This window comes from Vibrio sp. M250220, from assembly GCF_036533795.1.
GTDB lineage: Bacteria > Pseudomonadota > Gammaproteobacteria > Enterobacterales > Vibrionaceae > Vibrio.
This window is the reverse complement of record NZ_JATABI010000006.1, coordinates 1-23,688: the sequence shown is the minus strand read 5'-3', so window position 1 is coordinate 23,688 and position 23,688 is coordinate 1. Positions and strand designations below refer to the sequence as shown.

Below are 23,688 nucleotides of genomic sequence, written 5' to 3'. Positions count from 1 at the left end.
ATAAGAAGAACTATTTTATGGAATTGTTTGAGCCAACCGTACTGTTGGTGTTGGCACTGGTTGCTTTCCTTGCTGGGTTTATTGATGCTGTTGCTGGTGGGGGTGGTATGCTGACCGTCCCTGCACTACTGTCATTAGGTTTACCACCCCATATTGCATTAGGAACGAATAAATTAGCCGCCACCTTTGCATCATCAACCGCGGCTTTTACCTACTACCGTAAGAAGCTATTTAAGCCAAGTTGCTGGAAACGTGCTTTCTTCTCGACTTTGATCGGAGCAATTATCGGCACCTTGGTGGTAGACCTCATTAGTACACAGTGGCTGGAAAAAATTCTGCCATTGGTGATCCTCGCCGCGGCTATTTATACCATTTGGCATAAAACCCCTAGCACGGTAAAGAACGATACGCCTCAGCCTTGTCCAGTACTTAACAAAAAACAGTACGCGCAAGGTTTGACTTTAGGTTTCTACGACGGTGTTGCAGGCCCTGGTACTGGCGCGTTTTGGACAGTAAGTTCGATGGCCCTGTATCGTCTCAATATTCTTCTTGCTTCGGGGCTGGCCAAGGCAATGAATTTCACAAGTAATTTTACTTCATTAGTTACTTTCGCAATTCTGGGGCATATCGATTGGGTACTCGGATTGACTATGGGTCTCTGTCTCATGGCAGGGGCTTTCGTCGGCGCACATTCAGCAATACGATTCGGAGCTAAGTTTATCCGACCAGTTTTTGTTACAGTCGTAAGTATCTTAGCCGTCAAACTGGCCTACGAAGCTTGGTTTGTTAATCTATAGTTGAGAACGCCATGAGCAAATTCAATCAGCTTCAATCAACCTTGGAACAGCTTGCTGTCGATGCTGCTGCACTCGACCGCAAAAGGGGCGAGCACCACCAGCCACTATTTGACGAGCGACTGTTCCAGAGTCGTTCCAAATTGCTCGTTCCATGTGTTAAAGAGACTCAAGGGACTCTTGAAAGCATCATCAGAGAACAGACCGCCGGCAAACTAACGGCACTGCGAGCGGAATATCTAACGGAGCGTTTGCTCTCACAAGTAAGCGCACTACAACGAGAACTCGCAACCACAAAAATTCGTAAACAAGAGCCTAAGCATAAAAGCCACTTTCAAAAACCGATCAACGAGCTATATCAAAATCTTGCTCAGCATCAGGAGTGGGAGCGTCGCTTACTTGAAATGGTTCGCGACAAGGAGCTGGCTCTACAGTATGCTCCTCCGTTTCAACAGCAAGCGGCACAGCAAGCTTTGATTGCTACCGAGCAGAGACTTAAACGCTGCCAAGAAGCCAAACTGAAAGTTGAAAAGCAGATAACCTATCGTGAAAGGAACCAATAATGTCGTCGACCAATGAAGGACTTGAAAACGCTCCGGATGAAATCAAACTGGCGGTTGATCTTATTTACCTCTTAGAAAGCAACGAAGTAGAGCCAGATATCGCTTTAAAAGCACTGCAAATTGTTCAATCGGATATTGAGAAGAGATTACGACAAACTCACGCAGATTAAGAACGATTAGACCAATACCGATTGGATAAGCTGATCTTGCCACAACAATGAACAAAGGGCTTCGATGATTCGAAGCCCTTTTCGCATTTATCTGATCATGGCTCAGCGCTACACTTTAAACTGATTGACCAACTGCTGTTGTTTATCAGACAAGTCGCCAATTTGCCTACTTACCATCTCCGACTCTTCGGCTTGAGTTAAGATTTGAGCACTTAAATCACGAATATTACTCACGCTTTGATTGACCTCTGCGGAGACAGATTGCTGCTCTTCAGCCGCTTTGACAATTTGCGAGTTCATATCGTTGATTGACGCGATTGCTTCAAAAATTTGGTTCAGTTCTGCTGCAGCATTCTGAACTTGCTGCGCTGAGTCATTCGCTAAGTCATTTCCGTCTTGGATTGCCTTAACCACGTCCCGTGTACCATTTTGCACGTTCTCTATCACTTTACGGATTTCACCCACTGACTCTTGAGTACGGCTGGCTAGGTTTCTGACCTCATCAGCCACAACCGCAAAACCGCGCCCTTGTTCCCCCGCTCGAGCCGCTTCAATCGCGGCATTAAGAGCAAGCAAGTTAGTCTGTTCAGAAATACCCTCGATAACCGATAGAATGTCCGTTATATTCGCATTGTTTGCAGCTAACTCTTCCACAACAGGTACAGCCGCCGTCATACGATCAACTAATCTAACCATTTCCGTTTGAGACAGCTCAATAACACGTTGCCCAGTCGCAGCGGCTTCATTGGCCTGCTCTGCTGCCCTCACTGCGATTTCAGCGTTTTGAACCACTAGGCTAGCAGTTTGCGTCATCTCTTCAGAAGCGGTCGCCACGAGATCGACTTCTTTAAACTGTGAATCACTGCTGGTGCGAGTTTGCTGTGCAGCTACACGAGACTGATGTGTGGTGGTACCGATCTGAAGCGTCGTGTCCACCACATCACTGATGATAGACTGTAATTTATCAAGGAATTGGTTAAAGCCAATCGCTAATCGGCCAATCTCATCTTGAGATTTAACTTCCAATCGTTGCGTCAAGTCACCTTCACCAGACGCAATATCATTCAAGCGCACCACCACTTCTCGAATAGGCTTCACTAGACGTGACGCCGCGACCGCGATAGTAGCAAGACCGAGTAGCATCAAAGCTGCACCAGCGATCACTTCAGTTTTTACACTTGAAGCCACTTGTTCGCTAATAATGGTATCCAGTGCTTCCGCATCAGCCAAGACACTCTCACGCGGCATGTCAAACAACACACCCCATGTCTGGTTAGCCACCATGATAGGCGCAAAAACATTCAGCCAGTTACCATCACTACTCCACTGAGTTTTCACCTCTTGACCAAACAACAAATCGGTCAATTGATCGCTTGAGACAATATCACTGTTATAAGGCTGACCAATGGTTTGAGTCACATCATCGCTTGCAATTAAAGAACCGTCGAGGCTGACTAAATTAATCGAACCCGTGCCAGAGAAAAGCAGTTGGTCAGATTCCGCAACGATATTTGTGAGGCTATCAAGACGCAAATCGATACCGAAAAACCCAATGGGGGTATCGTCGAGCATGAGGGGGACAGATATTGAACTGGTTAAGAAAGTAGTTCCATCTTGGTTAATTAACCTCGGCGTGGTCACACACGCGGTGCTGGACGCCATAGGGCAATAAAAGCGTTCACTGTTGATCGCGTCAGCCAATACCGCTTCTGACAGTACATTAGCCACAACGTTTTCGCCATTTTGCGATGTTAGCCAGTAAGGAGCAAAACGACCAATTTCATTGGAGCCGACATACTCAGCATTCTCGTAATTGCCGTCTTCGTTATCGAGCATATTTGGTCGAAATACTAAGTAAGCACCCTGAATGGTTTCAAAACTCAATACAGAGCGGCGCACCATCTCATCTAAAGCGGTTCGCAGCTCTTCACTGTCACCGAAATTCTCTTCACTTAACGTCTTTTGAAACATAGCACTGGATGCCAACATTTCTGCACGGTAGAGCGCTTCGTTCAAAAACTGAGTAACTTCTGTGGCATTGAGCAAGGCACGTGTCTCAACAATCTGTTCAGACTTATTAATCACAGATTGAGAACTTTGCTGCTTAATTTGCTGCTGATTTGATACAGCGTTATAGACAGAAAAGCCGATCAATGAGAGAGATGTGATAAGAAGACAGAAACCCGCTAAGAGCGTGATTTTCCACTGCACTGATAACGTTCGCATAATACATCCTTTTAGCAAACTCGGTGTTTTGAAGAGGGTTAATTAGCCCAGAGGCACAGACGAATTACACCACATTTGAATCGGTTATCAAACGAAAGTTTAAAAATATGTTAAATAAACACCAAGTACTTTATCGGCTTTCCACCGTTCGTCTATTTGATGCTAGTATTGGCCAGACAAGAATTCAAATAGCCAAAAAGGGAACTCAATGAAAGTCATTTCCTTCAACATCAACGGACTTCGCGCCCGCCTGCATCAACTCCAAGCAGTTATCGACAAACATCAGCCGGACGTCATTGGTCTCCAAGAGATTAAAGTTCACGATGAAGCATTTCCATTAGAAGATGTTGAAGCCATGGGTTACAAAGTCTACTTCCATGGTCAAAAGGCGCACTATGGCGTTGCAATGCTATGTAAAAAAGAACCTTTATCCGTTCAGAAAGGCTTTCCGACAGACAGTGAAGATCATCAAAAACGCATGATCATGGTCACGATTGAAGACGATAATGGGCAGCCAGTTACCATTCTCAACGGTTATTTCCCTCAGGGTGACAATATTAACCATGAGAGCAAATTTCCATACAAGCGCCAGTTTTACGCTGATCTCATGACTTATCTCAATGACCACCATAGCAATGAAGAACAGTTGGTTGTGATGGGCGATATCAACATCAGCCCAATTGATGCCGATATTGGTATTGGCGAACCTAACCGTAAACGTTGGCTACAAACGGGTAAGTGCTCATTCCAACCCGAAGAGCGCCAATGGCTTAAGACATTACTTGATTGGGGCTTTGTTGACACCTTCCGTCAGATCAACCCCGACGTAAACGACCGCTTCTCGTGGTTTGATTACCGTTCAAAAGGTTTCCCGGATAACCGCGGCCTACGTATTGATGTGGTACTAGCGACGCCTAAGCTGGCAGAGAAGTGTATCGAGGCAGACATTGACTATGAACTACGCGGGATTGATAAACCGTCTGATCACGCGCCGATTTGGTCGACGTTTGAATAGAGAGAAGTGAAGCGCTCTAAACTCTCGCAAACAAAAAGGGTTGGTGCGTAGCACCAACCCTTAAGTCGTATCTCGGAGCGAAGCGTTCTAGCCTCTCGCAGGGCGAAGCCCGTTCTCGAAGCTATACGTTCTCTATCAAATCTCGATAAAGTCTGCTTCTACCGCTGGATTCACATCCGCGTCGTAATCAACACCTTCAACACCGAAACCAAACAGTTTCAAGAACTCTTCTTTGTACTCAACGTAGTCAGTAAGCTCTTTTAGGTTCTCTGATGTGATTTGTGGCCATAGGTCACGACAATGCTGTTGAATGTCATCACGTAGTTCCCAGTCATCCAGACGCAGACGGTTCTTGTCATCTACCTCAGGTGCTGAACCATCTTCTTTGTAAAGACGCTGGCTGAACATGCGGAAGATCTGTTCCATACAACCTTCATGCACGCCCTCTTCACGCATTTTCTTAAACACCATCGCGATGTAAAGAGGCATGACCGGAATTGCAGAACTTGCTTGAGTAACGACAGACTTAAGAACCGCTACGTTTGCTGTGCCACCTTGAGCTGCTAGTTTCTCGTTAAGAGCTGCAGCTGCGCGGTCTAGGTCCATTTTTGCTTTACCTAGTGCACCATCCCAGTAGATCGGCCAAGTGAGCTCAGTACCGATGTAGCTGTACGCAACCGTCTTACAACCGTCTGCTAGAACACCCGCTTCAGAAAGAGCATTGATCCACAATTCCCAATCTTCACCGCCCATAACCGTAACAGTGTCGTTGATCTCTTGCTCAGTTGCCGGCTCTACGCTCGCCTCAATGATCACGTCTTTGTTTGTATCTACCGCAGTAGATGTGTACGTATCACCGATAGGTTTTAGAGATGAACGGATCACTTCACCCGTTTCAGGCATCTTACGCACTGGAGAAGCCAGTGAGTAAACCACCATATCAATCTGACCTAAGTCTTCTTTAATCAGATCGATCGTTTTCTGCTTAGCTTCATTTGAGAAAGCATCACCATTTAAGCTTTTTGCATAAAGACCTTCTTCACGCGCAAACTTTTCAAAAGCAACTGAGTTGTAAAAACCCGCTGTGCCAGGCTTCTTCTCCGAACCTTCTTTCTCGAAGAAAACACCAATAGTAGAAGCACCGCCACCAAATGCCGCAGCGATACGAGAAGATAGGCCGTAGCCACTTGAAGCACCAACAACAAGTACACGTTTAGGTGCATCTTTGATTGGGCCTTGTGCTTTAGTGTAAGCAATTTGTTCTTTTACGTTAGCTTCACAGCCCATTGGGTGCGTAGTAGTACAGATAAATCCGCGAATTCTAGGTTTGATGATCATATTCAACTTCCTTAACAAAACCCCGCTAGGATAAAAGTTTCACCCGCAGTTCGCATCTAATTTCTGTAAAAATGTCGGTAAAATGCAAGTGGTTGGAGCACTTTCAGTCAGGATTCTTAAATTGTGCACAAAATAAAGGCACCTACTGGAGGTGCCTTTAAAAATGAGCAAGTTTTTATCTAGAGTAGACGAAATCGTCTAGATCACGCTGCACTATCAAGCTTTGCTTTTGACTTTTTTGTCTCACCATGAGTGCGAACTTCGCTGAAATCATGGCTAAAGTGGTCAACTTGAATCGCTTTGTAACGCAATTGGTCTGCTGCCAGAATTTGATCAACTTCTTCCTGAGTTAACACATCAGCTTCAAGCGCTTGTGCCAGACGGTCTTTCAGTAAGCCTTTACGAGCCACTTTACCCTCTTTCGCTGCGCGCATCAGTTTACGCTCCAGCCCCTTCACACCGTACATCGCGAGGAATGCATTCTCCATCAGACCCACGCTGTCGTTTTCATCTTTGCCTATGTAGCAAAGGTGAGTCAATCGGTCACGATGAGCGCCAGGAGTCATTAAACTTTCAGCCAATCGAACCGTTAGGTTGTCGCTTGGTTTCTGGTAGTGGTTGCCGAGTGGGAAGATCAAGCCTTTCAGCAAGCGACCAACAGCCTTTTGCGGGTAGTTAGTAAACGCTTCCTGTAGAGACTGAGCAGCATGGTACAGACAGTGCTGCACAGCATAGTGAACATAATCTAGGTCTTGTTGCTGACGACCTTCATCTTCGTATTTCTTGAGTGCTGCTGATGCTAAGTACAAGTAGGCTAAAACATCACCCAAGCGAGCAGAAATCATCTCTTTGCGCTTCAAATCACCGCCTAAGGTTGCCATCGCGATGTCAGCACTCACTGCCAACGCTCGGCTTAAACGAGTCATCTCTTTGTAGTACTTTTGAGTCGGACCGCTCATGCTGGCTTTAATAAAGCGTGAACCAGTCAGTGCCGCGCCAAACGCACCAAAGGTGTTCTTCATCGCATGACCAATATGCTTGAACAGCAGATCGTCGAACTCTTTAGCGCCTTGCTTCTCATCTGGGTTAGCCGCAGCTTCCATCTCTTTGAGTACGTAAGGGTGACAACGTGTCGCACCTTGGCCAAAGATCATTAAGTTACGAGTCAGAATGTTAGCACCTTCTACCGTAATCGCGACCGGAATACCAAGGTATGGCGCCGCCAAATAGTTCATTGGGCCATCTTGAATCGCGCGACCTGAATGGATATCCATCGAGTCATCTAGGATCTTACGCGCAATTTCCGTCATGTGGTATTTAGCAATCGCGGTGACGATTCCCGGCTTCTCTTTTAAATCAAGCGACGTTGTCGTTAGTGTTCGACTTGCTTCAAGAAGGTAAGTTAAACCACCGATACGGCCTAACGCTTCTGCCACACCTTCAAACTTACCAATCGACATACCAAACTGCTTACGAACGTACGCATAAGCACCCGTGGTGCGAGCAGTTAAGTGTCCCATTGCCGTGCCTAGCGCTGGCAGTGAAATACCACGTCCTGCTGACAAACACTCAACCAACATACGCCAGCCTTTACCTGCGTAGTCCTGTCCACCGATTAACCACTCCATCGGAATAAAGACATCTTTGCCGCGCGTTGGGCCATTCATAAATGCGAGACCAAGTGGATCATGACGCTCGCCGATCTCAACACCTTTGTGGTTGGCAGGGATAAGGGCACAGGTAATACCCAGCTCTTTCTTGTCTCCCATTAAACCATCTGGATCGTACATTTTGAATGCAAGACCAAGTACTGTCGCAACAGGTGCTAGCGTGATGTAGCGCTTGTTCCAGTTCAGACGAATACCTAGAACTTCTTTGCCTTCATGTTTGCCGTAACAGACAATACCGTCATCCGGAATACCGCCAGCATCTGAACCCGCTTCTGGACCAGTCAACGCAAAACAAGGAATATCTGTACCGTTAGCGAGACGCGGTAGCCAGTAATCTTTCTGCTCTTGAGTACCGTAGTGGGAAAGAAGTTCACCAGGACCTAAAGAGTTTGGCACCATCACAGATACGGCAGCACTGATACTGCGTGTCGCGATGCGAGATACGATCGTTGAGTTCGCTAAAGACGAGAACTGACGACCACCGTACTCTTTAGAAATGATCAGAGAGAAGAAACGCTCTTTGCGTAGGTATTCCCACACTTCTGCTGGTAGGTCGCGATCTTCTTTCACAATTTTATGATCGTCGAGCATCGCCAACAGCGTTTCGAGCTCATTGTTCATGAACGACTGCTCTTCTGACGTCAGCGTAGGTTTCGGGTACTGATGCAACTTATTAAAGTCTGGTCGACCAGAGAACAGCTCTCCGTCCCACCATACGCTACCCGCTTCCATTGCTTCTTTCTCAGTGCTAGACAACGGAGGCAGCACTTTTTTAAACATTTTGAAAGCTGGGTCACTTACCCATTTTTGTCTTAGAGAGCTCATAATCAGATCCTTTTGTTCACTGTAGGGTGGTCCAATATTTTTGTTATTTGTTTAATCAGTTTATTCCGCAGCGACGCCTGCTGCTAAATATGGAATCAGTTGGTCAACGACAGATTTTGCATCCATCGCTTTACCGTAATCATTTTCTGCGATTTCCAGTAAGGCCTGACTTGAAGCCATGGTGAATACGCAAGTACCTAAGGTAAAGTGCAAACGCCAGAACAACTCTTCCTGAGTTAGTTTTGGATTCGCCTTCATTACCGATTCGGTAAACAACGATAATGTGTCTTGATAACGAGTGGTGATAAACCAACGCAAGTGTCCCTGAACATCGGTGTAACCACGACCAATTAACAACATAAAGCGACTGGTTCCATTCGGTCTTACGTCATTTAAGTTACGTAATGGAGAGCGTAAAGACTCAAACACGTCAGCCATTTTATAGCTGTCATTAAGGTTAAGGTTGATGAGAGCATCTTGCACCGCTGGCATAAACGCCTCTAAATAACGATTCAATACCGCTCTTACCAAAGTTTTCTTATCACCAAAGTGATAATTCACAGAGGCTAAGTTAACGCCAGCTTTACTGGTGATTGTTCGTAAAGAGGTATCTTTAAAACCGTGTTCTGCAAACAAGGCTTCCGCTACATCAAGGATTTTCTCTTTGGTTGAGTTTCTCGCTGGCATTTCAATCACTCGTATTAAACAACTGTTTGAAATATACAGCCGAAACACAAAAGCAACAAGTTATTAACATCACACTTTTTAGCATTGGTCTGACCAGCACTCAAAAGACGGTGGTAACAGGCTGAATTGACGGGAATAAAATAAAATTAAAAAAATTTCGGAACTGTTTTGAATTTGCTCGGTCTGAATAGGTGTAGTTAGCAGAGTGTTCGAGGGTTTAACAACCCGATAAGTTTACAGGCCGTCAAACTTGTTTTCTTACTGAAACTACTAATTTACGCTGCTTTTTCTTATTAACTCCTATGTTTAATTGTATCCGCCCAGAGCCCCTTTGCTCTGGGCTTTTTTATTTAGTGCGCTTTTTAAGCACCACTCGCGGCATCACTAACCCCGAGACTCTTGATGGCCCGCCCGATAAAATTTTGATCTAGATTGGTACAGCACAATAGTGATCCGTTAATATGATCGCCCATTTGGTTCACTACTTCGATCGATGAAACTCGCCAATACGCCAATTACTCAACATCAATTTGATGACATTCCTTTTTTCCTTAAGCGCGATGATCAGCTCCACACGCATTTCAGTGGTAATAAAGCGCGAAAATTTATGGCCGTATTGGAGCAAGATTACCCTGCAACTCGAACCTTGATCAGCTATGGTAGCGCACAAGCTAACTCGCTCTACTCTCTGGCGGCTTTAGCATCAATCAAAGGCTGGACGTTAGAGTTTTACGTTGACCATCTACCGCAGTGGTTAATCGATAGGCCGATGGGTAACTATCGTGGTGCTCTAGAGCTCGGGGCTAAGGTGATTGCAACCTCAGAGTACCACCTTCATCCCAAAGACTTTATTGAGCAAATGCGGCAACCGGATAGCAGTTGCCTTGTGATAGAAGAAGGGGGACGCTCGACTCTGGCTCGTTCAGGTATTGAACAACTGGCACGAGAAATACTCTCTTGGACTCGCTTTGAACCTCACAATCAGTTTGTTGTTGCTTTGCCAGCGGGGACTGGGACAACAGCACTATACTTGCATAAGTTCCTTAAGCCACATTCCATACCCGTTATCACCTGCCCTTGTGTCGGTGGCAAAGAGTATTTAATCAAACAATTTGAACAACTTGGTGAAAGCGACTTTCCACACATTCTGGAACTGGACCATAAGCACCATTTTGGCAAACTCTATCGACAAGATTATCTAATTTGGAAACAGCTTCTCGAAGATACCTCTATCGAATTCGATCTCCTCTATGACCCTATGATGTGGCAGTGTCTACAATCGTGGTATAAAGAGAATCAAGATAAAACCATCATCTATGTTCACCAAGGTGGCTTACTTGGAAACGAAAGCATGCTACCTCGTTACGAACGTAAATATGGCCCTGATTTGGGAGAGAGTCTATGAAGTCGTACCTACCGCTGCTACTCGTTGTAATGCCATTTTCAACACAAGCCAATACGATTAGCACCACAGCAAAACCCATCGTCGCAGTGAATGCCAGCGAGATTGGCAAACGCGTTTGTTACTATCAGGATCAAGCCTATTCTGACGGCGCTATCCTTCAGGTTGGTGAACATTACATGATTTGTTCGGCAGCTAACGATTTCGAGACAAATGGTGCACTAAAGTGGTCCCCTTTAGCGGAACACAGCGAGGGTTCTACCAGCGAAGAAAAACCTAAGGCCAAAGCGGTCAAACGCTACTCTACCAACGAATAAGGACTCATGTTGATCACACCGATTGCTGTGCGTCTCACCAAAGGTGACGACTTAAAACTTGCCCTTCAACGATTGGTCACTCAGTACCAAATTCGTGCTGGAAGTATCGCCTCTTGCGTCGGCTGCTTTACGCATCTCAAACTGCGCTTAGCTGGTGCGACTGAGACACTGCAACTTAATGAGCCGCTAGAGATTGTTTCCGTTATGGGTACACTGACTCCAGACCACCAGCACGTTCATCTTTCTGTCTCACGCGCAGATGGTTCAGTGGTTGGTGGACACCTACTGGAAGGTTGCCTGATTGATACCACGGCTGAACTGATTGTTCTCCAATACCATGAGCTTAATTTCAACCGAGAATACGACCCACAGACTGGCTATACTGAGTTGCACCTTGACTCTTCGAGCCAATGAAAAAAGGCTCCATGAAACATGGAGCCAGGAGCATAAATAGTTCGGGGGAACTATTTGACTAAATTCCTTAACGCTTTGACTGAATCAGGGCCGCTGCATTGTGCATCGCATCTTTGGTACTCACGTCTATAATGGCAATGTTCTTAAACCTTTCTGGCTCTTTAATCGCCACATCATGAGCAAATATCACCAACTTAGCGCGGGCAATATCACGCTCGGTAATGCGATTGTTAATCCCATCTGCACCTTGAGTTTCTACCTTGATTCTCACCCCAACGGCGTTGGCAGCTTTCTCCAGTGACTTAGCCGCCAAAAAGGTATGCGCCACCCCAGACGGACATGATGTCACCGCCAGTACATCCGCCTCACCTTCTCCCTGAACTGAAGAATACACACGCTTCAACGAGCCGTATTCATCTTCGTCTTTAACATTTCTCTTTAGTAGGATGACGATACAAGCGGTCGTCAACGAGCCAGCGAGCGTACCAACGATATAACCGAGTTTGCCATCAACGACAGGCAAAACTATCCAACCACCCCATGGCGCATGATTGAGTACGTGGAACATAAAGCCAATCACGTTACCCACAATACCCCCCAGCACAATTGCAGGTAACACACGCGCAGGATCGGCAGCCGCAAAAGGAATTGCCCCTTCACTGATGCCAATCATGCCCATGATCCCAGCAGCCTTGCCTGCTTCACGCTCGTCACGCTTAAACTTCTGTGGCGATAGTAGCGTTGCGAGTGCCAACCCAAGCGGTGGGGTACAGATTGCGATGCCAACCCCTCCCATTAACCATGGCTGAGTATTCACTTGCGTTTGAGCAAACAGAGTAGCAACTTTATTAATAGGGCCACCCATATCAAAAGCGGTCATGGCACCCAGCACCATACCTAACACGATCTTGCCTGAACCTGCCATATCCGTCAGTAGGGTGTTAAGCGAATTCATGGTTGATGAGATAGGAACGCCAATCACCCACATTACTGCACCGCAGGTGACAAATGTGCCCACCAACGGATAGATAAAGATACTGCCGAGCGAAATCATGCTTTCCGGCAATCTAATTTTCTTCAATAACCACACCACATAGCCAGCGAAAAAGCCAACCACTATCGCGCCGAGAAAACCCGTGTGGTACTGGTCAACGGCGACCCAAGAACCAATCATACCCGGTGCGAGTCCCGGCTTGTCAGCGATGGAGTAGGCGATATATCCACCAAGCACCGCAGTAAATAGTGTCAGACCGGCAATACCCATTTGCGCCATATCCGCCAGCATCCCTTTCTCTGGCACCGCACCATGCCCTGAGAGCATTACCGACAGCGACAACAGAACGCCACCCGCGACGATAAATGGAATCATGTGCGACGTGCCAAACAGCAGATGCTCTTTAACCCGAGCAAGTTGATGCGCCACTAGACTTTGTGGCTGGAAATGGGATTCCTGCAACAGCTGTTGGTGTGACAACGGATCATCAATCTGCTCATCAATGATCAACGCAAGGGCCTGCTCAACGCTCTGTGCCTGTTTAAGCTGTTCAATAAACTCTGGTTCAATTAACTTACCAGATAGCTGTGCTAATACTTCGATGTGATGATGATCATCCCCGTCCGGCGAAGCTAACATAAAAAATACATCCGACAGCTCGCCATCTTCAGCGCCGTAGTCAATACCCGAGCGACTAATGCCAATCGCAACCGCTGGTTTTGCTACCGCACAGCTCTTTGCATGGGGAATGGCAATCCCCTCTTCAAACCCTGTATTTCCAATGTTTTCACGCGCCCATAGATCAGCCAGAAACTGTTCTTTATCGGCAAGTTTTCCCGCCTTATCTAACATACCAACCAACTCTTCGAAAACTTGCTGCTTAGTGGTCGCTGTTAGCTCCAAACAGAGAGTTTCCGCTTGGATTAGGTTTGTTATGTCCATTGTCTCTACCTGCCGTACTCGCGCTCGAATATAGATTAATCAGCCCTATCTGTCAGAGATATAGGACTAAAACTGCATTAACTGGATTATTGTAACACTGACATTAAAGTGTGAAGTGTATCGGTGAATTTATTGTTCCGTGCCAATGAAATCTCAATTCGCTGTGCTAATATCCGCCAAAATACCCACAGAGATTGACTATGAAAATTATTGCTGTCACTGCCTGCCCAACAGGCATTGCACATACCTATATGGCAGCAGATGCGTTAAATAAAGCTGCGCCGAAATACTCTGTTCAGATTAAAGTCGAGACCCAAGGTGCAATGGGCATTGAAAATCTTCTGACGCCGCACGACATCGCTCAAGCAGACAAAGTGTTAATCGTATCTGACATTGAAATTGAACAAGCTGCGCGTTTTGATAGCATTCCGTGTATCCGACTCTCGATAGAAGACGTGCTGCTCAATGTGGATAAAGTTTTCATCACTCACTGCCGCGCATAACCCCACCGATGACTGAATACCAGATAACGTTTCTTGTCAGTAACACTAGCGCCTCGACTCACGTCGCTCAGCCACTGCGTAGATTGGCGAAAAAGTTTAAAAGTTCGATTCGAATCATCAACATCACTCGCAATCGAAGTGCCGATTTGACCAAGTCAGTGGCACTGCTTCAGGCCGGACTTGTTGAAGGGGATCTGTGCCAGATCACCACCTTTGGCATTGATGCTGAACTGGCATGCTTCGTGATTAAAGATGTTGTTGCGGAACACTATGATCTGGTTGGGGCGCAAATCAACCACGAGTTCTCTAGCCAACTTGCTAAGCGTCTGCCGCAGTTAAAGACACCGAGCCCCGTGGAGTGGCACTACGCTAAAGCACATACCGCGTTGACCAAATTTGAGTGCCTCAAAGGACTCGCGCAACTGATCCACCCGATAAATCCTGATGAGCTTATTCTGGCATTTATCAAACGTGAAGAGCGCTCTTCTACCTGTATCACCGCTGGTATTGCCCTGCCCCACGTGATGTTCGAAAACAAAAGCATCAATCATATTTCTATTGCGGTTATCAGTAGTGAAACACCAATAGACTGGGCTTCTCAAGTCGGCCAAATTCATCTAGCAATAGCACTGGTGATGCCTTCCTCGCCAACTCGCGATCAGATTATCACTGCGACCAACCTAACCCGTAATCTGCTCTCTGGGCAGCTGGCTGAACGTTTGTTAGTGACCAAAAGCAGCATCGAACTGCAAGCCTTGTTGATGTATTCAATGTCGAGATTGATTGGATAGCGATTAAATTGAGCCTCGATAATCGGAAGGGGTTCTGCCCGTGCGATTTTTAAATACCCGACAAAAGTAGTTTACATCCTTAAATCCGCAACGAACCGACACTTCATTCAGTTTAAAGTTGTATTTCTTGAGCATGAATTTCGCTCGATCTATCCGTACCCAAGTAATGTAATCGGCCAAGGTCATATGACCCTGTTGACGGAACAACCTAGATAAGTGATTGGACGAGATGCTAAAGCGTTCCGCAATGCTATCTCGAGTGATCTGCCGATGGAAATTTTCCTGAATATAGATACAAATCCCCTGATAGAGATCCTGAACACGGTTGTGTGATTTCTCTTCCGGCGCATCAAGCATGGTATTGCAGTATTGGAGCAATGCTTGAAGTAATAACTCATCCATCGGTTGTTTGATGCTTTCTCTCGCCAGCGAACTCAGGGCTTCTAGGATATTGTCGATAGCAAAGCCCGAACGGGTTTGTAAACTATGCTTCTGAATATCATAGAAACTCTCTTCACCTTTTCGCTTACTCACTAAGCTAAGCCCCAATTGTCGGCGGCCAAAAAGAATGCTCAGCACAGAACAGTTAGTATCCCAATCTGGCTTGTTCCAGCAGTTTGGCGGAATAAAAATCGCATCGCCCGCCTGAGCAACGATCTGACTGACCTTACGTTGATGATCTTCCATCTCATTGATGTACTCACCTTCAAGCACCAGTTCCAAACGTGGAAAGTTAACCTGATAACTGCACTCTGGTGGAGTATGAAAGTCACCCGCAAACCAAATATTGTGGATTGGTTTACGTTCATTAAGTACCGCACAAATTAAATCTTGGAACATCATCTTTGGCCCCTCAACAGGACATTCTCTCTACTACACGCACAGGTATACCCCGTGATGAATCACGGCGCTACTGAGCAAAGTCACACTTCCACATTGATGATACAAAAATCCAGCAAAAGCAATAATTTTATAGTTAGACAATCATAAATCAACAAACAATAAGGCGATCAATCACACCATAAGTCAATGTTTTAAAAACACTTAACATCAACAACCCCATAACACAACGGCGTTCAACCACGATCCAAATCACATCACGAAAATACAGTTACAATCGTCTAGTAAATGCATTTTTTCTTCACTACAGGACTTTCGCCTCGCCTTTCACAATACCCCTAGTAAAACAATAAAATGATAGGGGTTCCTAATGATCACCAAACTCATCAATGAGAATTTGATTGCGCTCAATCTTAATGCGCAGTCCAAAGAAGAGGTTTTTAACGAGCTAATCGAGATCCTGTACGCACAGGGCCGTATTTCAGACAAAAAACAGTTTCTTGCTGATATCAAAGCGCGTGAAGAACTTGGCAATACAGGTTTTGAACAAGGCGTCGCACTGCCGCACGCTAAGAGTTCTGCTGTCATCGAGCCCGCAGTGGCTATCGGTGTGCATAAAACAGGCATCGACTACGGCGCTGAAGATGGGCTTGCTTCGAAACTGTTCTTTATGATTGCTTCACCAGACGGAGGAGACAATCACCACATTGAGGTTCTGGCTGAACTCTCTTCTAAGCTGATCGAGCCAGGTTTTATTGAACAGTTTCTCGATTGCCAAGATAACCATGCTGCGCTGGAACTTTTACTGACAAAACAGCCTGAAACGGCATCGAACCAAGCACCAACCAAAGGCTTGATTATCGGTGTGACCGGTTGTCCTGCGGGCGTTGCCCACACTTATCTAGCAGCAGAAGCACTAGAAAAAGGTGCGGCAAAGTTAGGATACGAAATCAAGGTTGAAACGAATGGCTCGATCGGGGTCAAAAATAGTCCAAGCGAAGAAGAGATTGCACAAGCGGAAGCGGTTGTCGTTGCCTGCGACAAACAAGTCGATATGGCTCGCTTTGCTGGTAAACGCGTGATCAAAACTAACGTTAAAGCGCCTATACGCGATGCCGAAGGACTGATTCAACAAGCACTATCTGCACCAATTTACCAAGCAGAACAAATACAATCGACCCAGTCTGTCGCAGACAAAGCCTCACAAGCTCGTTCCGATCTCTACCGTTACCTGATGAACGGCGTATCACACATGATCCCGTTTGTCGTAACGGGTGGTCTATTAATCGCTCTTGCCCTAGCCATTGGTGGTGAGCCGAGTGAATCGGGTATGGCAATTCCTGCCGGTAGCATGTGGAACCAAATCCTTGAAGTGGGCGTGGTCGCTTTCACGCTGATGATCCCGATCCTAGCGGGTTACATTGCTTATGCGATTGCTGACCGTCCTGCCCTAGCCCCAGGCCTGATTGGCGGCTGGATTGCAAATAACGGTTCATTCTATGGCGCTGAAGCGGGTACTGGTTTTATCGGTGCTATCGTAGCCGGTCTGCTTGTGGGTTACTTCGTTAAGTTCATTACTTCAATCAACTACCACAAATTCATCCAGCCGCTTGTACCTATCATGATCGCTCCGATCACAGGTTCACTGTTTATCGCTGGTCTGTTCATCTTTGTTATCGGCGCACCGATCGCCGGACTAATGGATGGCCTGACTGCAATGCTAACCAGCATGAGCACGGGTAACGTCGTTCTACTCGGTATCGTTCTTGGTGGTATGGCTGGCTTCGATATGGGTGGTCCATTCAACAAGGTCGCATTCCTATTCTCTGTTGGCATGATTGCTAGCGGTCAAACTCAATTTATGGGCGCAATGGCGTGTGCAATCCCAGTCGCTCCACTTGGTATGGCGATCGCAACCGCAGTTGGCCGTAAGTTCGATCTGTTTGAATCCTCTGAAATCGAGGCAGGCAAAGCAGCTGGCGCAATGGGACTTGTGGGCATTTCTGAAGGTGCTATTCCGTTTGCCGCTCAGGATCCGATGTCAGTTATCCCAGCGAACGTACTTGGCTCTATGGTGGCGGCAGTGATGGCGTTCTCATTCGGCATCACCAACAGCGTGGCTCATGGTGGTCCTGTTGTCGCACTGCTTGGGGCGATGAACTTCCCTATGCTTGCTCTGCTATCAATGGCGACTGGCGCATGTGTTACTGCAATGACATGTATTGCGCTTAAAAATCTGCGTAAGGCGAAACTAGCCGCTGCAACCGCTTAAACCGCTCTCCCCCTTATGGCTTGAGTGGTTTCATCCTCAAGCCATGTTTATTTCATGGTGACTTCTATGTCTGATTTTTCTATCTCGAATGACTCTTTTATTCGACAAGTCTTCTACCCTATGACTAACGTTATCCAGAATTACGCATGGGGTAGCCGCTGTTCTTTTGCTCAGCTATTTGGTATTTCCAATCAGAGTGGAGAACCCCAAGCCGAAATCTGGATGGGTGCCCATCCCAATGGCTGCTCTACCGTGAACACCGAGGGTGAAGAGACAAAACTCTCCAACCTAATCTCACAAAATTTAAGCCTGTTTCTCAGTGACAAAATTGCCAAACGCTTTGGTGAGTTACCCTATCTGTTTAAAGTGCTTGCAGCGGAAAAAGCCTTGTCGATTCAGGTTCACCCAAACAAACAACAAGCGGAACGTGGCTATCAGTTTGAAGAGCAGCAAGGGGTCCCGCTCACAGCTGGCAACCGCAATTACAAAGATCCTAACCACAAACCGGAGCTGGTCTACGCGCTAACTGACTACACGGCAATGAATGGTTTTAGACCGATTAGCGAGATCCTTGCCCATTTTAACTACCTTGATATTCCTGAACTCACGTCATTGGTTCACGACTTAGCAGGCGATCAAACACCGAATGGTTTAGCGAGCTTTTTCTCGGGTTTGTTGTCACTGCAAGGTGAGCAGAAAGAAATAGCGTTGATGATGCTAATCATGAAAGCCAAATTATCACCGACCCCGCTGTTTAACCTGATCAGTGAGCTTGAAGAGCAATACCCTGGTGATGTTGGTCTTTTCGCTCCATTAATCCTGAATGTGATTGCGCTAAAACCCGGTCAAGCGATGTACTTGGATGCAGAAACGCCCCACGCCTATATCAAGGGGACTGGGCTTGAGATCATGGCCAACTCAGACAACGTATTGCGTGCAGGTCTGACACCAAAATATATGGATGTAGAGGAACTGGTCTCCTGTACCAAATTCAATGAAAAACCTATCGACAGACTGCTACTGCAACCCCTTGAGCAAGATGGTGTGATGGAATATCCGATCCCAGTTGAGGACTTTAAGTTTGCCATCCTCAGCAACTCCCACCAGCGCGAGATTAAAACCGAAGGTGCCGAGATTCTGCTGCCGCTGGATGAGGCTATGACACTGACGCACCAGTGCGGTGAAAGCTGCGTGATTGACAAAGGCCAGTCGGTATTTATTCCAGCCTATGCCAACAGTTACATCGTTGACTGCAATGGGCGTGTAGCACGCGCGTATAGCTAAGTAAAAAAATCACTTTGCACCAATGTAAAATGCCTCACGGCTGTGAGGCATTTTTGTTTTCATCCGTTCACAAGGCACTGAATCTATTAATATTTATGACTAACATCACAAGAATGTCATTCACGAATAATGACGCTAATCACAGTTAGATTTGCTGGATACAAATGTACAGTGAAAGGCTTTTTTTTACTATTTCGCCACTGGCCACAATCCATTAATTTTTAACTCAGAAGTTCAATAAAGATTGAGTTAAATAAATGATCACAAAACTAACTAACGTCAGCCTAATTAACGCCAACCTTCAAGCAAATAATAAACAACAAGTGTTTGAAGAGTTAGCCCAAATGCTATTAAGCGACCAGCGTATCAATAACAAACAAGCGTTCTTAAATGATATCCATCATCGCGAGTCACAAAGCATTACGTCAATGGATGGCATCGCCTATCCACACGCTAAAAGTCAAGCAGTGACAGAACCAGCAATCGCTGTTGGCGTAAAGCGCGAAGGTATCGATTACGGCGACGAAGACGGCATCAAACCGACCGTATTTTTTATGATCGCCTCTCCGGATAACGGTGCGGATCATCATATTTATGTTCTACAAGAATTATTTGGAAAATTCAGTGATGAATTTATTCAAGATATTCACAACGCAAAAGACCAACAACAAATCCTAGATATTTTAATCAATTCATAAGGTGTAGTAACTATGAGTACCCTAACAGCTCAAGCTACAAACAATAGCGACTTTAAAAAACTACTTAGCACCATGAAAGGTCACCTTTTATTTGGTACCTCTCACATGCTCCCATTTATCGTTGCCGGTGGTGTATTGCTGGCACTGGCGGTCATGGCATCAGGTAAAGGTGCGGTCCCTGCTGACGGCTTACTGGCAGATATCTCAAACATCGGCATTAAAGGCTTGGTGCTTTTCCCTATCATCCTCGGTGGCTTTATCGGTTACTCCATTGCCGACAAACCTGCCCTTGCGCCAGCTATGATCTCATCTGGCATTATGGCGGATATGGGCGGCGGCTTCCTAGGCTGTATCGTGGCAGGCTTTATCGCTGGTGGTGTGGTGTTCCAACTTAAAAAGATCCCTCTTTCAGCCAACATGACCGCGCTAGGCGCTTACTTTATTTACCCTCTGATTGGTACGCTGATTTCTGCAGGCATCGTACTATGGGGGATCGGTGAGCCAATTAAGATCTTTATGGCTTCAATGAACGAGTTCTTGGCCTCGATGGCTGGTGCTTCTAAAGTGGTGCTAGGTACCATTCTGGGTGGTATGACAGCGTTCGATATGGGTGGCCCAATCAACAAAGTGGCCACACTGTTCGCTCAAACTCAAGTAGACACACAACCGTGGCTAATGGGCGGTGTAGGTATCGCAATCTGTACGCCTCCACTCGGTATGGCACTGGCTACTTTCCTATTCAAGAAGAAGTTCACTAAGCAAGAGCAAGAAGCCGGTAAAGCAGCCGCTATCATGGGTTCAATTGGTATCTCTGAAGGTGCTATCCCATTCGCAGCAAACGACCCAATGCGCGTTTTGCCATCCATCGTTGCTGGCGGTATCGTAGGTTGTGTGTTCGGCTTCCTCACTGACGTACTACTGCACGCACCATGGGGCGGTCTGATTACTGCGCCAGTCTCAAGCAACATTCCAATGTATGTGGTCGGTATTGCACTGGGCTCACTAACAACGGCTCTTATTGTGGGCTTCTGGAAACCGGTCGCTGAAGAAGAGACGGAAGAGACAACAGTCGAAGCGACTCCTGCACAAGTAGCTCCTGTTGCGGGTGAGGGCGAATACAACATCGTAGCCGTCACATGTTGTCCATCAGGCGTGGCGCATACCTTTATGGCTGCTAAAGCACTAGAAAAAGCAGGCGCAGCAGCTGGCATCAAGATTAAAGTAGAGACACAAGGTCAAAATGGTATTCAGAACCGCATCACCGACCTAGATGTCGCTAACGCGAAGTTGGTTATCTTAGCCCACGACATTCAAGTTAAAGACGCGCAACGCTTCGCTAACGCCAATGTGATTGAATGCTCAACCAAAGAAGCGATGAAGAAAGCCGCACAACTGATTCAACACTAATCAATATCCCTCTGAAATCTAGCGCCCTAGCACTCTGCTGGGGCCTTTTGATGTATGGCATCAGTCGCCGCGAGTGATACAAATATCCCGCCCCATAGACCTTACTCTTTAGTGTTAGCTTGATCAAATGCACTTAATTGCTGTGCAACAAAATGTATCCGCTGAAATTATGAGCTACATCGCCACAGATAAAAGAAGAATTGCTACATTTATTCCAATTCAACGTCAGAAATATCAATAATTATAACTCTAAGGGGCTAACAATGAGGCTAAGTAATCTCTCTATCAAATCAAAGCTCGCATCCATCGTGGTTTTATCGGCAATACTCATTGCCATGGCTTGTGCCTATAACCTGATTCTACAACGCAACTCTTCCATACTAGAGCGTGAAAGCAAACTTAGCGCCCAAGTAGAAGCAGTAGTCAGTTTAGCAAAGCACTATTACGATCAGCGCCAACTGTTAGGAAATGATGTTGCGAAGCAACAAGCTCTACTTGCAATCGAAGCGCTTAGATATGACAGCAACAACTATTTCTGGATTCTGAATCAAAACCTCACGGTCGTGCTCCACCCTATCAAGCCAGAGCTTAATGGCAAAAGTGCAGAAAACTTTCAAGACGGCGGTGGCAAATTCCACTGGCGTGAGATGGTTTCGATATCCAAATCGCCAACTCAAAAAGGCTTTCTTGAGTATCAGTGGAAAAGCCCAGACGGAGAGCTAAAAGATAAAATCTCTTACGTACAATTGTTTCCTGAGTGGAACTGGATTATCGGCTCCGGAATCATGGTTGCCGACATTCAAGAAGCGTTTTATGCCTTGGCGATTAAAGAAGCGATTGTTGCCCTTCTCTTATCTGCGTTACTGTTTGGCATGGGATATATGATTTCCAACAACATTTTGATCCCACTTCATCGACTGATTGATCACACCCATCTGATTGCCGATGGTGATGTAAGCGTTCACCAGCACCGTGTTGACTAAGTGTTTAGGTAAAAACTCGTGTGTTTAAGATCGAGCACATTTGGGTACGGCTGCTGACGAACAACAGCATTGACTATGCGTGAAAGCGTATCAAGTGACGATATCTTTCGCTTTTTACAAGTTTCGATTAGCGAGTGTAGGCGGTCTCGGAACTTGTCGCCTGCATCCGAGGTAGTGCCGTAGCTGATTTTTCTTTGAATGACAAAGCCACGAAGTCGGCGTTCAGCTTCATTGTTGGTCAATGGTATTTTGGGGTTAGTTAAGAACAACCACAAGCTTGGGCTATGCTCATCCAGTTTTTTGCAGCGACCTTGATAGCGTTGAATTGGTATTTGCTTGCTCCCTTTATTGAGCCAGTAATTAAAACGCTGTCTTATTCGACTTAATCTGTTTAGGTACAGGCTATATTTTATCGTTTCGGACTCCCAACGATGTCGCGTTCGAAAGACCAATTTGCTCAGCATAACAAGTCGTTGGCCTATTTTAGCTGTATGTCCTTTACCTGTGTAATCCGCAATCTGTTGTAGGTTTCGGATCACGTGTGACCAACATAGCTGATGTTTATTTGGTGATATCCAGTTGTAACCACCATATTGGTCACTGACGACAACCCCAGAATAATTGGCGCCCAAAACCGCTTTAGCTGAGTGAATGGAGCGAGAGAATAGGATCTTTTCATACACTAAGTCGTCGCTCGATACTAACCAGCACCACCGTAAACGCTCTTCACTATTTCGTGAGTGTGAAGTCTCATCGACGTGTACTAACGGAGCCGTTTGAATATTACTTTTGATGGCTTGGTGCAGTGGGGTAAGCATTGAGGCAACACGAGTTTGAGCTTCACTGATTGCGCCAATTGAAAAAGTAGTGCCGAATTGCTCCTTAAGTAAAGAGCGTATTTTACGCACGCTCAGATGATATTGACCAGCCAAGATCGCGATATGACTCAATAGATTGGGGCCCATGATGCCTTGAGGTATATCGCTCGGCTTTCTGGCCCTCGCGGTTTCGCCACACTGAGAGCATTTACCAGAAAAGAGCCGATACTCGGTAATATCCATTGTCGGTTTGGGAATTTCATGAACCTGATGTCGATAAAAAGGTTTATCACTCATCTTAAGGTTCGTATCGCCACAACAAGAACAGGCACTATCTGGGTAACATTCAACAAAGGTATCAGATGGTTTTAATTCTGAGAGTTGTCGTTTGTGCCCTGAGTGACCTTGTGTAGCTCCTCTCGGATTGCGACCACTAGAGCTTTGAGCTTTTTTCTTTCAGCCCGCTCTTTAGGCCCATCGGATGATGGTGATTTGGATGAATTAGCGCTGCTAGTTTTGAGCTTGTCCTCATAGTGGCGCAACTGCTCCCAGAGCTCAACAATCAGCGCATTCGCTTCGTTGATATCTGAGGCCACGGGCGGCGAAGATGAGAATTTAGATTTTTTCTTCTTCATGCATTAAGCATGACGGCTAGAAATGATCACTCAATTAGGAATGTTGGATCAATTGCGTTAACTCACACTTTTTGTCAATGGACTGCTGGTGAACGCTTAC

At 46.1% G+C, this 23,688-nt stretch carries 19 protein-coding genes and 4 pseudogenes; 14 read left to right on the top strand and 9 right to left on the bottom strand.

The features are described from left to right. Nucleotides 1-17 precede the first annotated feature (17 nt). The 3 genes from QTN94_RS03965 to rsmS are packed head-to-tail and all read left to right on the top strand — an operon-like array spanning nucleotide 18 to nucleotide 1,527. A complete protein-coding gene (locus QTN94_RS03965; protein WP_138970282.1) occupies nucleotides 18-797 on the top strand; it encodes a sulfite exporter TauE/SafE family protein in 780 nt (259 codons plus the stop codon). An 11-nt stretch (nucleotides 798-808) separates the two neighbouring features. After that, on the top strand, nucleotides 809-1,357 hold the full coding sequence (locus QTN94_RS03960) for a primosomal replication protein (protein ID WP_331415927.1): 549 nt from the start codon (nucleotides 809-811) through the stop codon (nucleotides 1,355-1,357). Continuing rightward, nucleotides 1,357-1,527 carry a pleiotropic regulatory protein RsmS gene (gene rsmS / locus QTN94_RS03955; RefSeq protein ID WP_331415928.1) on the top strand — a complete coding sequence of 57 codons (171 nt, stop codon included), beginning with the start codon at nucleotides 1,357-1,359 and terminating at the stop codon, nucleotides 1,525-1,527. The genes QTN94_RS03960 and rsmS overlap by 1 nt, the downstream gene beginning before the upstream one ends. Nucleotides 1,528-1,635: 108 nt before the next feature. Here rsmS and QTN94_RS03950 read toward each other — a convergent pair whose 3' ends face one another. Further along, a complete protein-coding gene (locus QTN94_RS03950) occupies nucleotides 1,636-3,753 on the bottom strand; it encodes a methyl-accepting chemotaxis protein (RefSeq protein ID WP_331426950.1) in 2,118 nt (705 codons plus the stop codon). Nucleotides 3,754-3,961: 208 nt separating this feature from the next. Between QTN94_RS03950 and xthA the strand changes: the two genes are divergently transcribed. After that, entirely contained in the window at nucleotides 3,962-4,768 is an 807-nt protein-coding gene (gene xthA, locus QTN94_RS03945; protein WP_331426948.1) for an exodeoxyribonuclease III, read from the top strand. Between the two features lie 135 nt (nucleotides 4,769-4,903). Here the strand turns inward: xthA and fabV are convergent, their stop codons facing one another. The 3 genes from fabV to QTN94_RS03930 form a co-directional block, all read right to left on the bottom strand. Further along, nucleotides 4,904-6,106, bottom strand: coding sequence for an enoyl-ACP reductase FabV (gene fabV / locus QTN94_RS03940; RefSeq protein ID WP_138970278.1), 1,203 nt, complete (start codon nucleotides 6,104-6,106; stop codon nucleotides 4,904-4,906). A gap of 203 nt (nucleotides 6,107-6,309) precedes the next feature. Next, on the bottom strand, nucleotides 6,310-8,601 hold the full coding sequence (locus tag QTN94_RS03935) for an acyl-CoA dehydrogenase (RefSeq protein ID WP_331426947.1): 2,292 nt from the start codon (nucleotides 8,599-8,601) through the stop codon (nucleotides 6,310-6,312). A 60-nt stretch (nucleotides 8,602-8,661) separates the two neighbouring features. Continuing rightward, nucleotides 8,662-9,288 carry a TetR/AcrR family transcriptional regulator gene (locus QTN94_RS03930; RefSeq protein WP_331415932.1) on the bottom strand — a complete coding sequence of 209 codons (627 nt, stop codon included), beginning with the start codon at nucleotides 9,286-9,288 and terminating at the stop codon, nucleotides 8,662-8,664. Nucleotides 9,289-9,781: 493 nt separating this feature from the next. On the opposite strand from QTN94_RS03930, the gene QTN94_RS03925 reads away from it, so the two are divergent. The 3 genes from QTN94_RS03925 to QTN94_RS03915 are packed head-to-tail and all read left to right on the top strand — an operon-like array spanning nucleotide 9,782 to nucleotide 11,421. Next, the gene (locus QTN94_RS03925) at nucleotides 9,782-10,693 is read left to right on the top strand and encodes a 1-aminocyclopropane-1-carboxylate deaminase/D-cysteine desulfhydrase (protein ID WP_331415933.1); all 912 of its coding nucleotides are present in this window, start codon (nucleotides 9,782-9,784) and stop codon (nucleotides 10,691-10,693) included. Next, on the top strand, nucleotides 10,690-11,007 hold the full coding sequence (locus tag QTN94_RS03920; protein ID WP_331426945.1) for a DUF1496 domain-containing protein: 318 nt from the start codon (nucleotides 10,690-10,692) through the stop codon (nucleotides 11,005-11,007). Before QTN94_RS03925 ends, QTN94_RS03920 begins: the two co-directional genes overlap by 4 nt. Nucleotides 11,008-11,016: 9 nt before the next feature. After that, entirely contained in the window at nucleotides 11,017-11,421 is a 405-nt protein-coding gene (locus tag QTN94_RS03915) for a PPC domain-containing DNA-binding protein (protein WP_331427015.1), read from the top strand. A 67-nt stretch (nucleotides 11,422-11,488) separates the two neighbouring features. Here the strand turns inward: QTN94_RS03915 and QTN94_RS03910 are convergent. Together QTN94_RS03910 and QTN94_RS20625 are read right to left on the bottom strand one after the other, a co-directional pair. Further along, nucleotides 11,489-12,841, bottom strand: a pseudogene (locus QTN94_RS03910) (fructose-specific PTS transporter subunit EIIC); the annotation flags it as partial. 74 nt (nucleotides 12,842-12,915) lie between these two features. Continuing rightward, nucleotides 12,916-13,357 (bottom strand): annotated as a pseudogene (locus QTN94_RS20625) (PTS sugar transporter subunit IIA); the annotation flags it as partial. A gap of 200 nt (nucleotides 13,358-13,557) precedes the next feature. On the opposite strand from QTN94_RS20625, the gene QTN94_RS03905 reads away from it, so the two are divergent. Both QTN94_RS03905 and QTN94_RS03900 read left to right on the top strand, forming a co-directional pair. Continuing rightward, nucleotides 13,558-13,860 (top strand): PTS fructose transporter subunit IIB, encoded by a 303-nt coding sequence (locus tag QTN94_RS03905; RefSeq protein ID WP_331426942.1) that lies wholly within the window; start codon nucleotides 13,558-13,560, stop codon nucleotides 13,858-13,860. A gap of 8 nt (nucleotides 13,861-13,868) precedes the next feature. Beyond that, the gene (locus tag QTN94_RS03900; RefSeq protein WP_331426940.1) at nucleotides 13,869-14,651 is read left to right on the top strand and encodes a PTS sugar transporter subunit IIA; all 783 of its coding nucleotides are present in this window, start codon (nucleotides 13,869-13,871) and stop codon (nucleotides 14,649-14,651) included. Between the two features lie 3 nt (nucleotides 14,652-14,654). Here QTN94_RS03900 and QTN94_RS03895 read toward each other — a convergent pair whose 3' ends face one another. Beyond that, the gene (locus QTN94_RS03895; RefSeq protein ID WP_331415937.1) at nucleotides 14,655-15,494 is read right to left on the bottom strand and encodes an AraC family transcriptional regulator; all 840 of its coding nucleotides are present in this window, start codon (nucleotides 15,492-15,494) and stop codon (nucleotides 14,655-14,657) included. A 367-nt stretch (nucleotides 15,495-15,861) separates the two neighbouring features. Between QTN94_RS03895 and QTN94_RS03890 the strand changes: the two genes are divergently transcribed. From QTN94_RS03890 to QTN94_RS03870, 5 genes and pseudogenes are all read left to right on the top strand, one after another. Then, entirely contained in the window at nucleotides 15,862-17,763 is a 1,902-nt protein-coding gene (locus QTN94_RS03890; protein ID WP_331426938.1) for a PTS fructose transporter subunit IIABC, read from the top strand. Nucleotides 17,764-17,829: 66 nt separating this feature from the next. Next, nucleotides 17,830-19,047, top strand: coding sequence for a mannose-6-phosphate isomerase, class I (manA, locus tag QTN94_RS03885; protein ID WP_331426936.1), 1,218 nt, complete (start codon nucleotides 17,830-17,832; stop codon nucleotides 19,045-19,047). Nucleotides 19,048-19,304: 257 nt separating this feature from the next. Continuing rightward, complete coding sequence (locus tag QTN94_RS03880; protein WP_331415940.1) at nucleotides 19,305-19,745, top strand: PTS sugar transporter subunit IIA; 441 nt, start codon at nucleotides 19,305-19,307, stop codon at nucleotides 19,743-19,745. Between the two features lie 12 nt (nucleotides 19,746-19,757). After that, nucleotides 19,758-21,152: a fructose-specific PTS transporter subunit EIIC gene (locus QTN94_RS03875; RefSeq protein WP_331426934.1), complete on the top strand. Its 1,395-nt coding sequence runs from the start codon at nucleotides 19,758-19,760 to the stop codon at nucleotides 21,150-21,152. A 263-nt stretch (nucleotides 21,153-21,415) separates the two neighbouring features. Next, nucleotides 21,416-22,123: pseudogene (locus tag QTN94_RS03870) on the top strand (cache domain-containing protein); the annotation flags it as partial. Nucleotides 22,124-22,131: 8 nt separating this feature from the next. Here QTN94_RS03870 and tnpC read toward each other — a convergent pair. Beyond that, nucleotides 22,132-23,301, bottom strand: a pseudogene (gene tnpC, locus QTN94_RS03865) (IS66 family transposase); the annotation flags it as partial. A gap of 20 nt (nucleotides 23,302-23,321) precedes the next feature. Then, nucleotides 23,322-23,588: a DUF6444 domain-containing protein gene (locus QTN94_RS03860; RefSeq protein ID WP_240800883.1), complete on the bottom strand. Its 267-nt coding sequence runs from the start codon at nucleotides 23,586-23,588 to the stop codon at nucleotides 23,322-23,324. Between the last annotated feature and the right edge of the window lie 100 nt (nucleotides 23,589-23,688).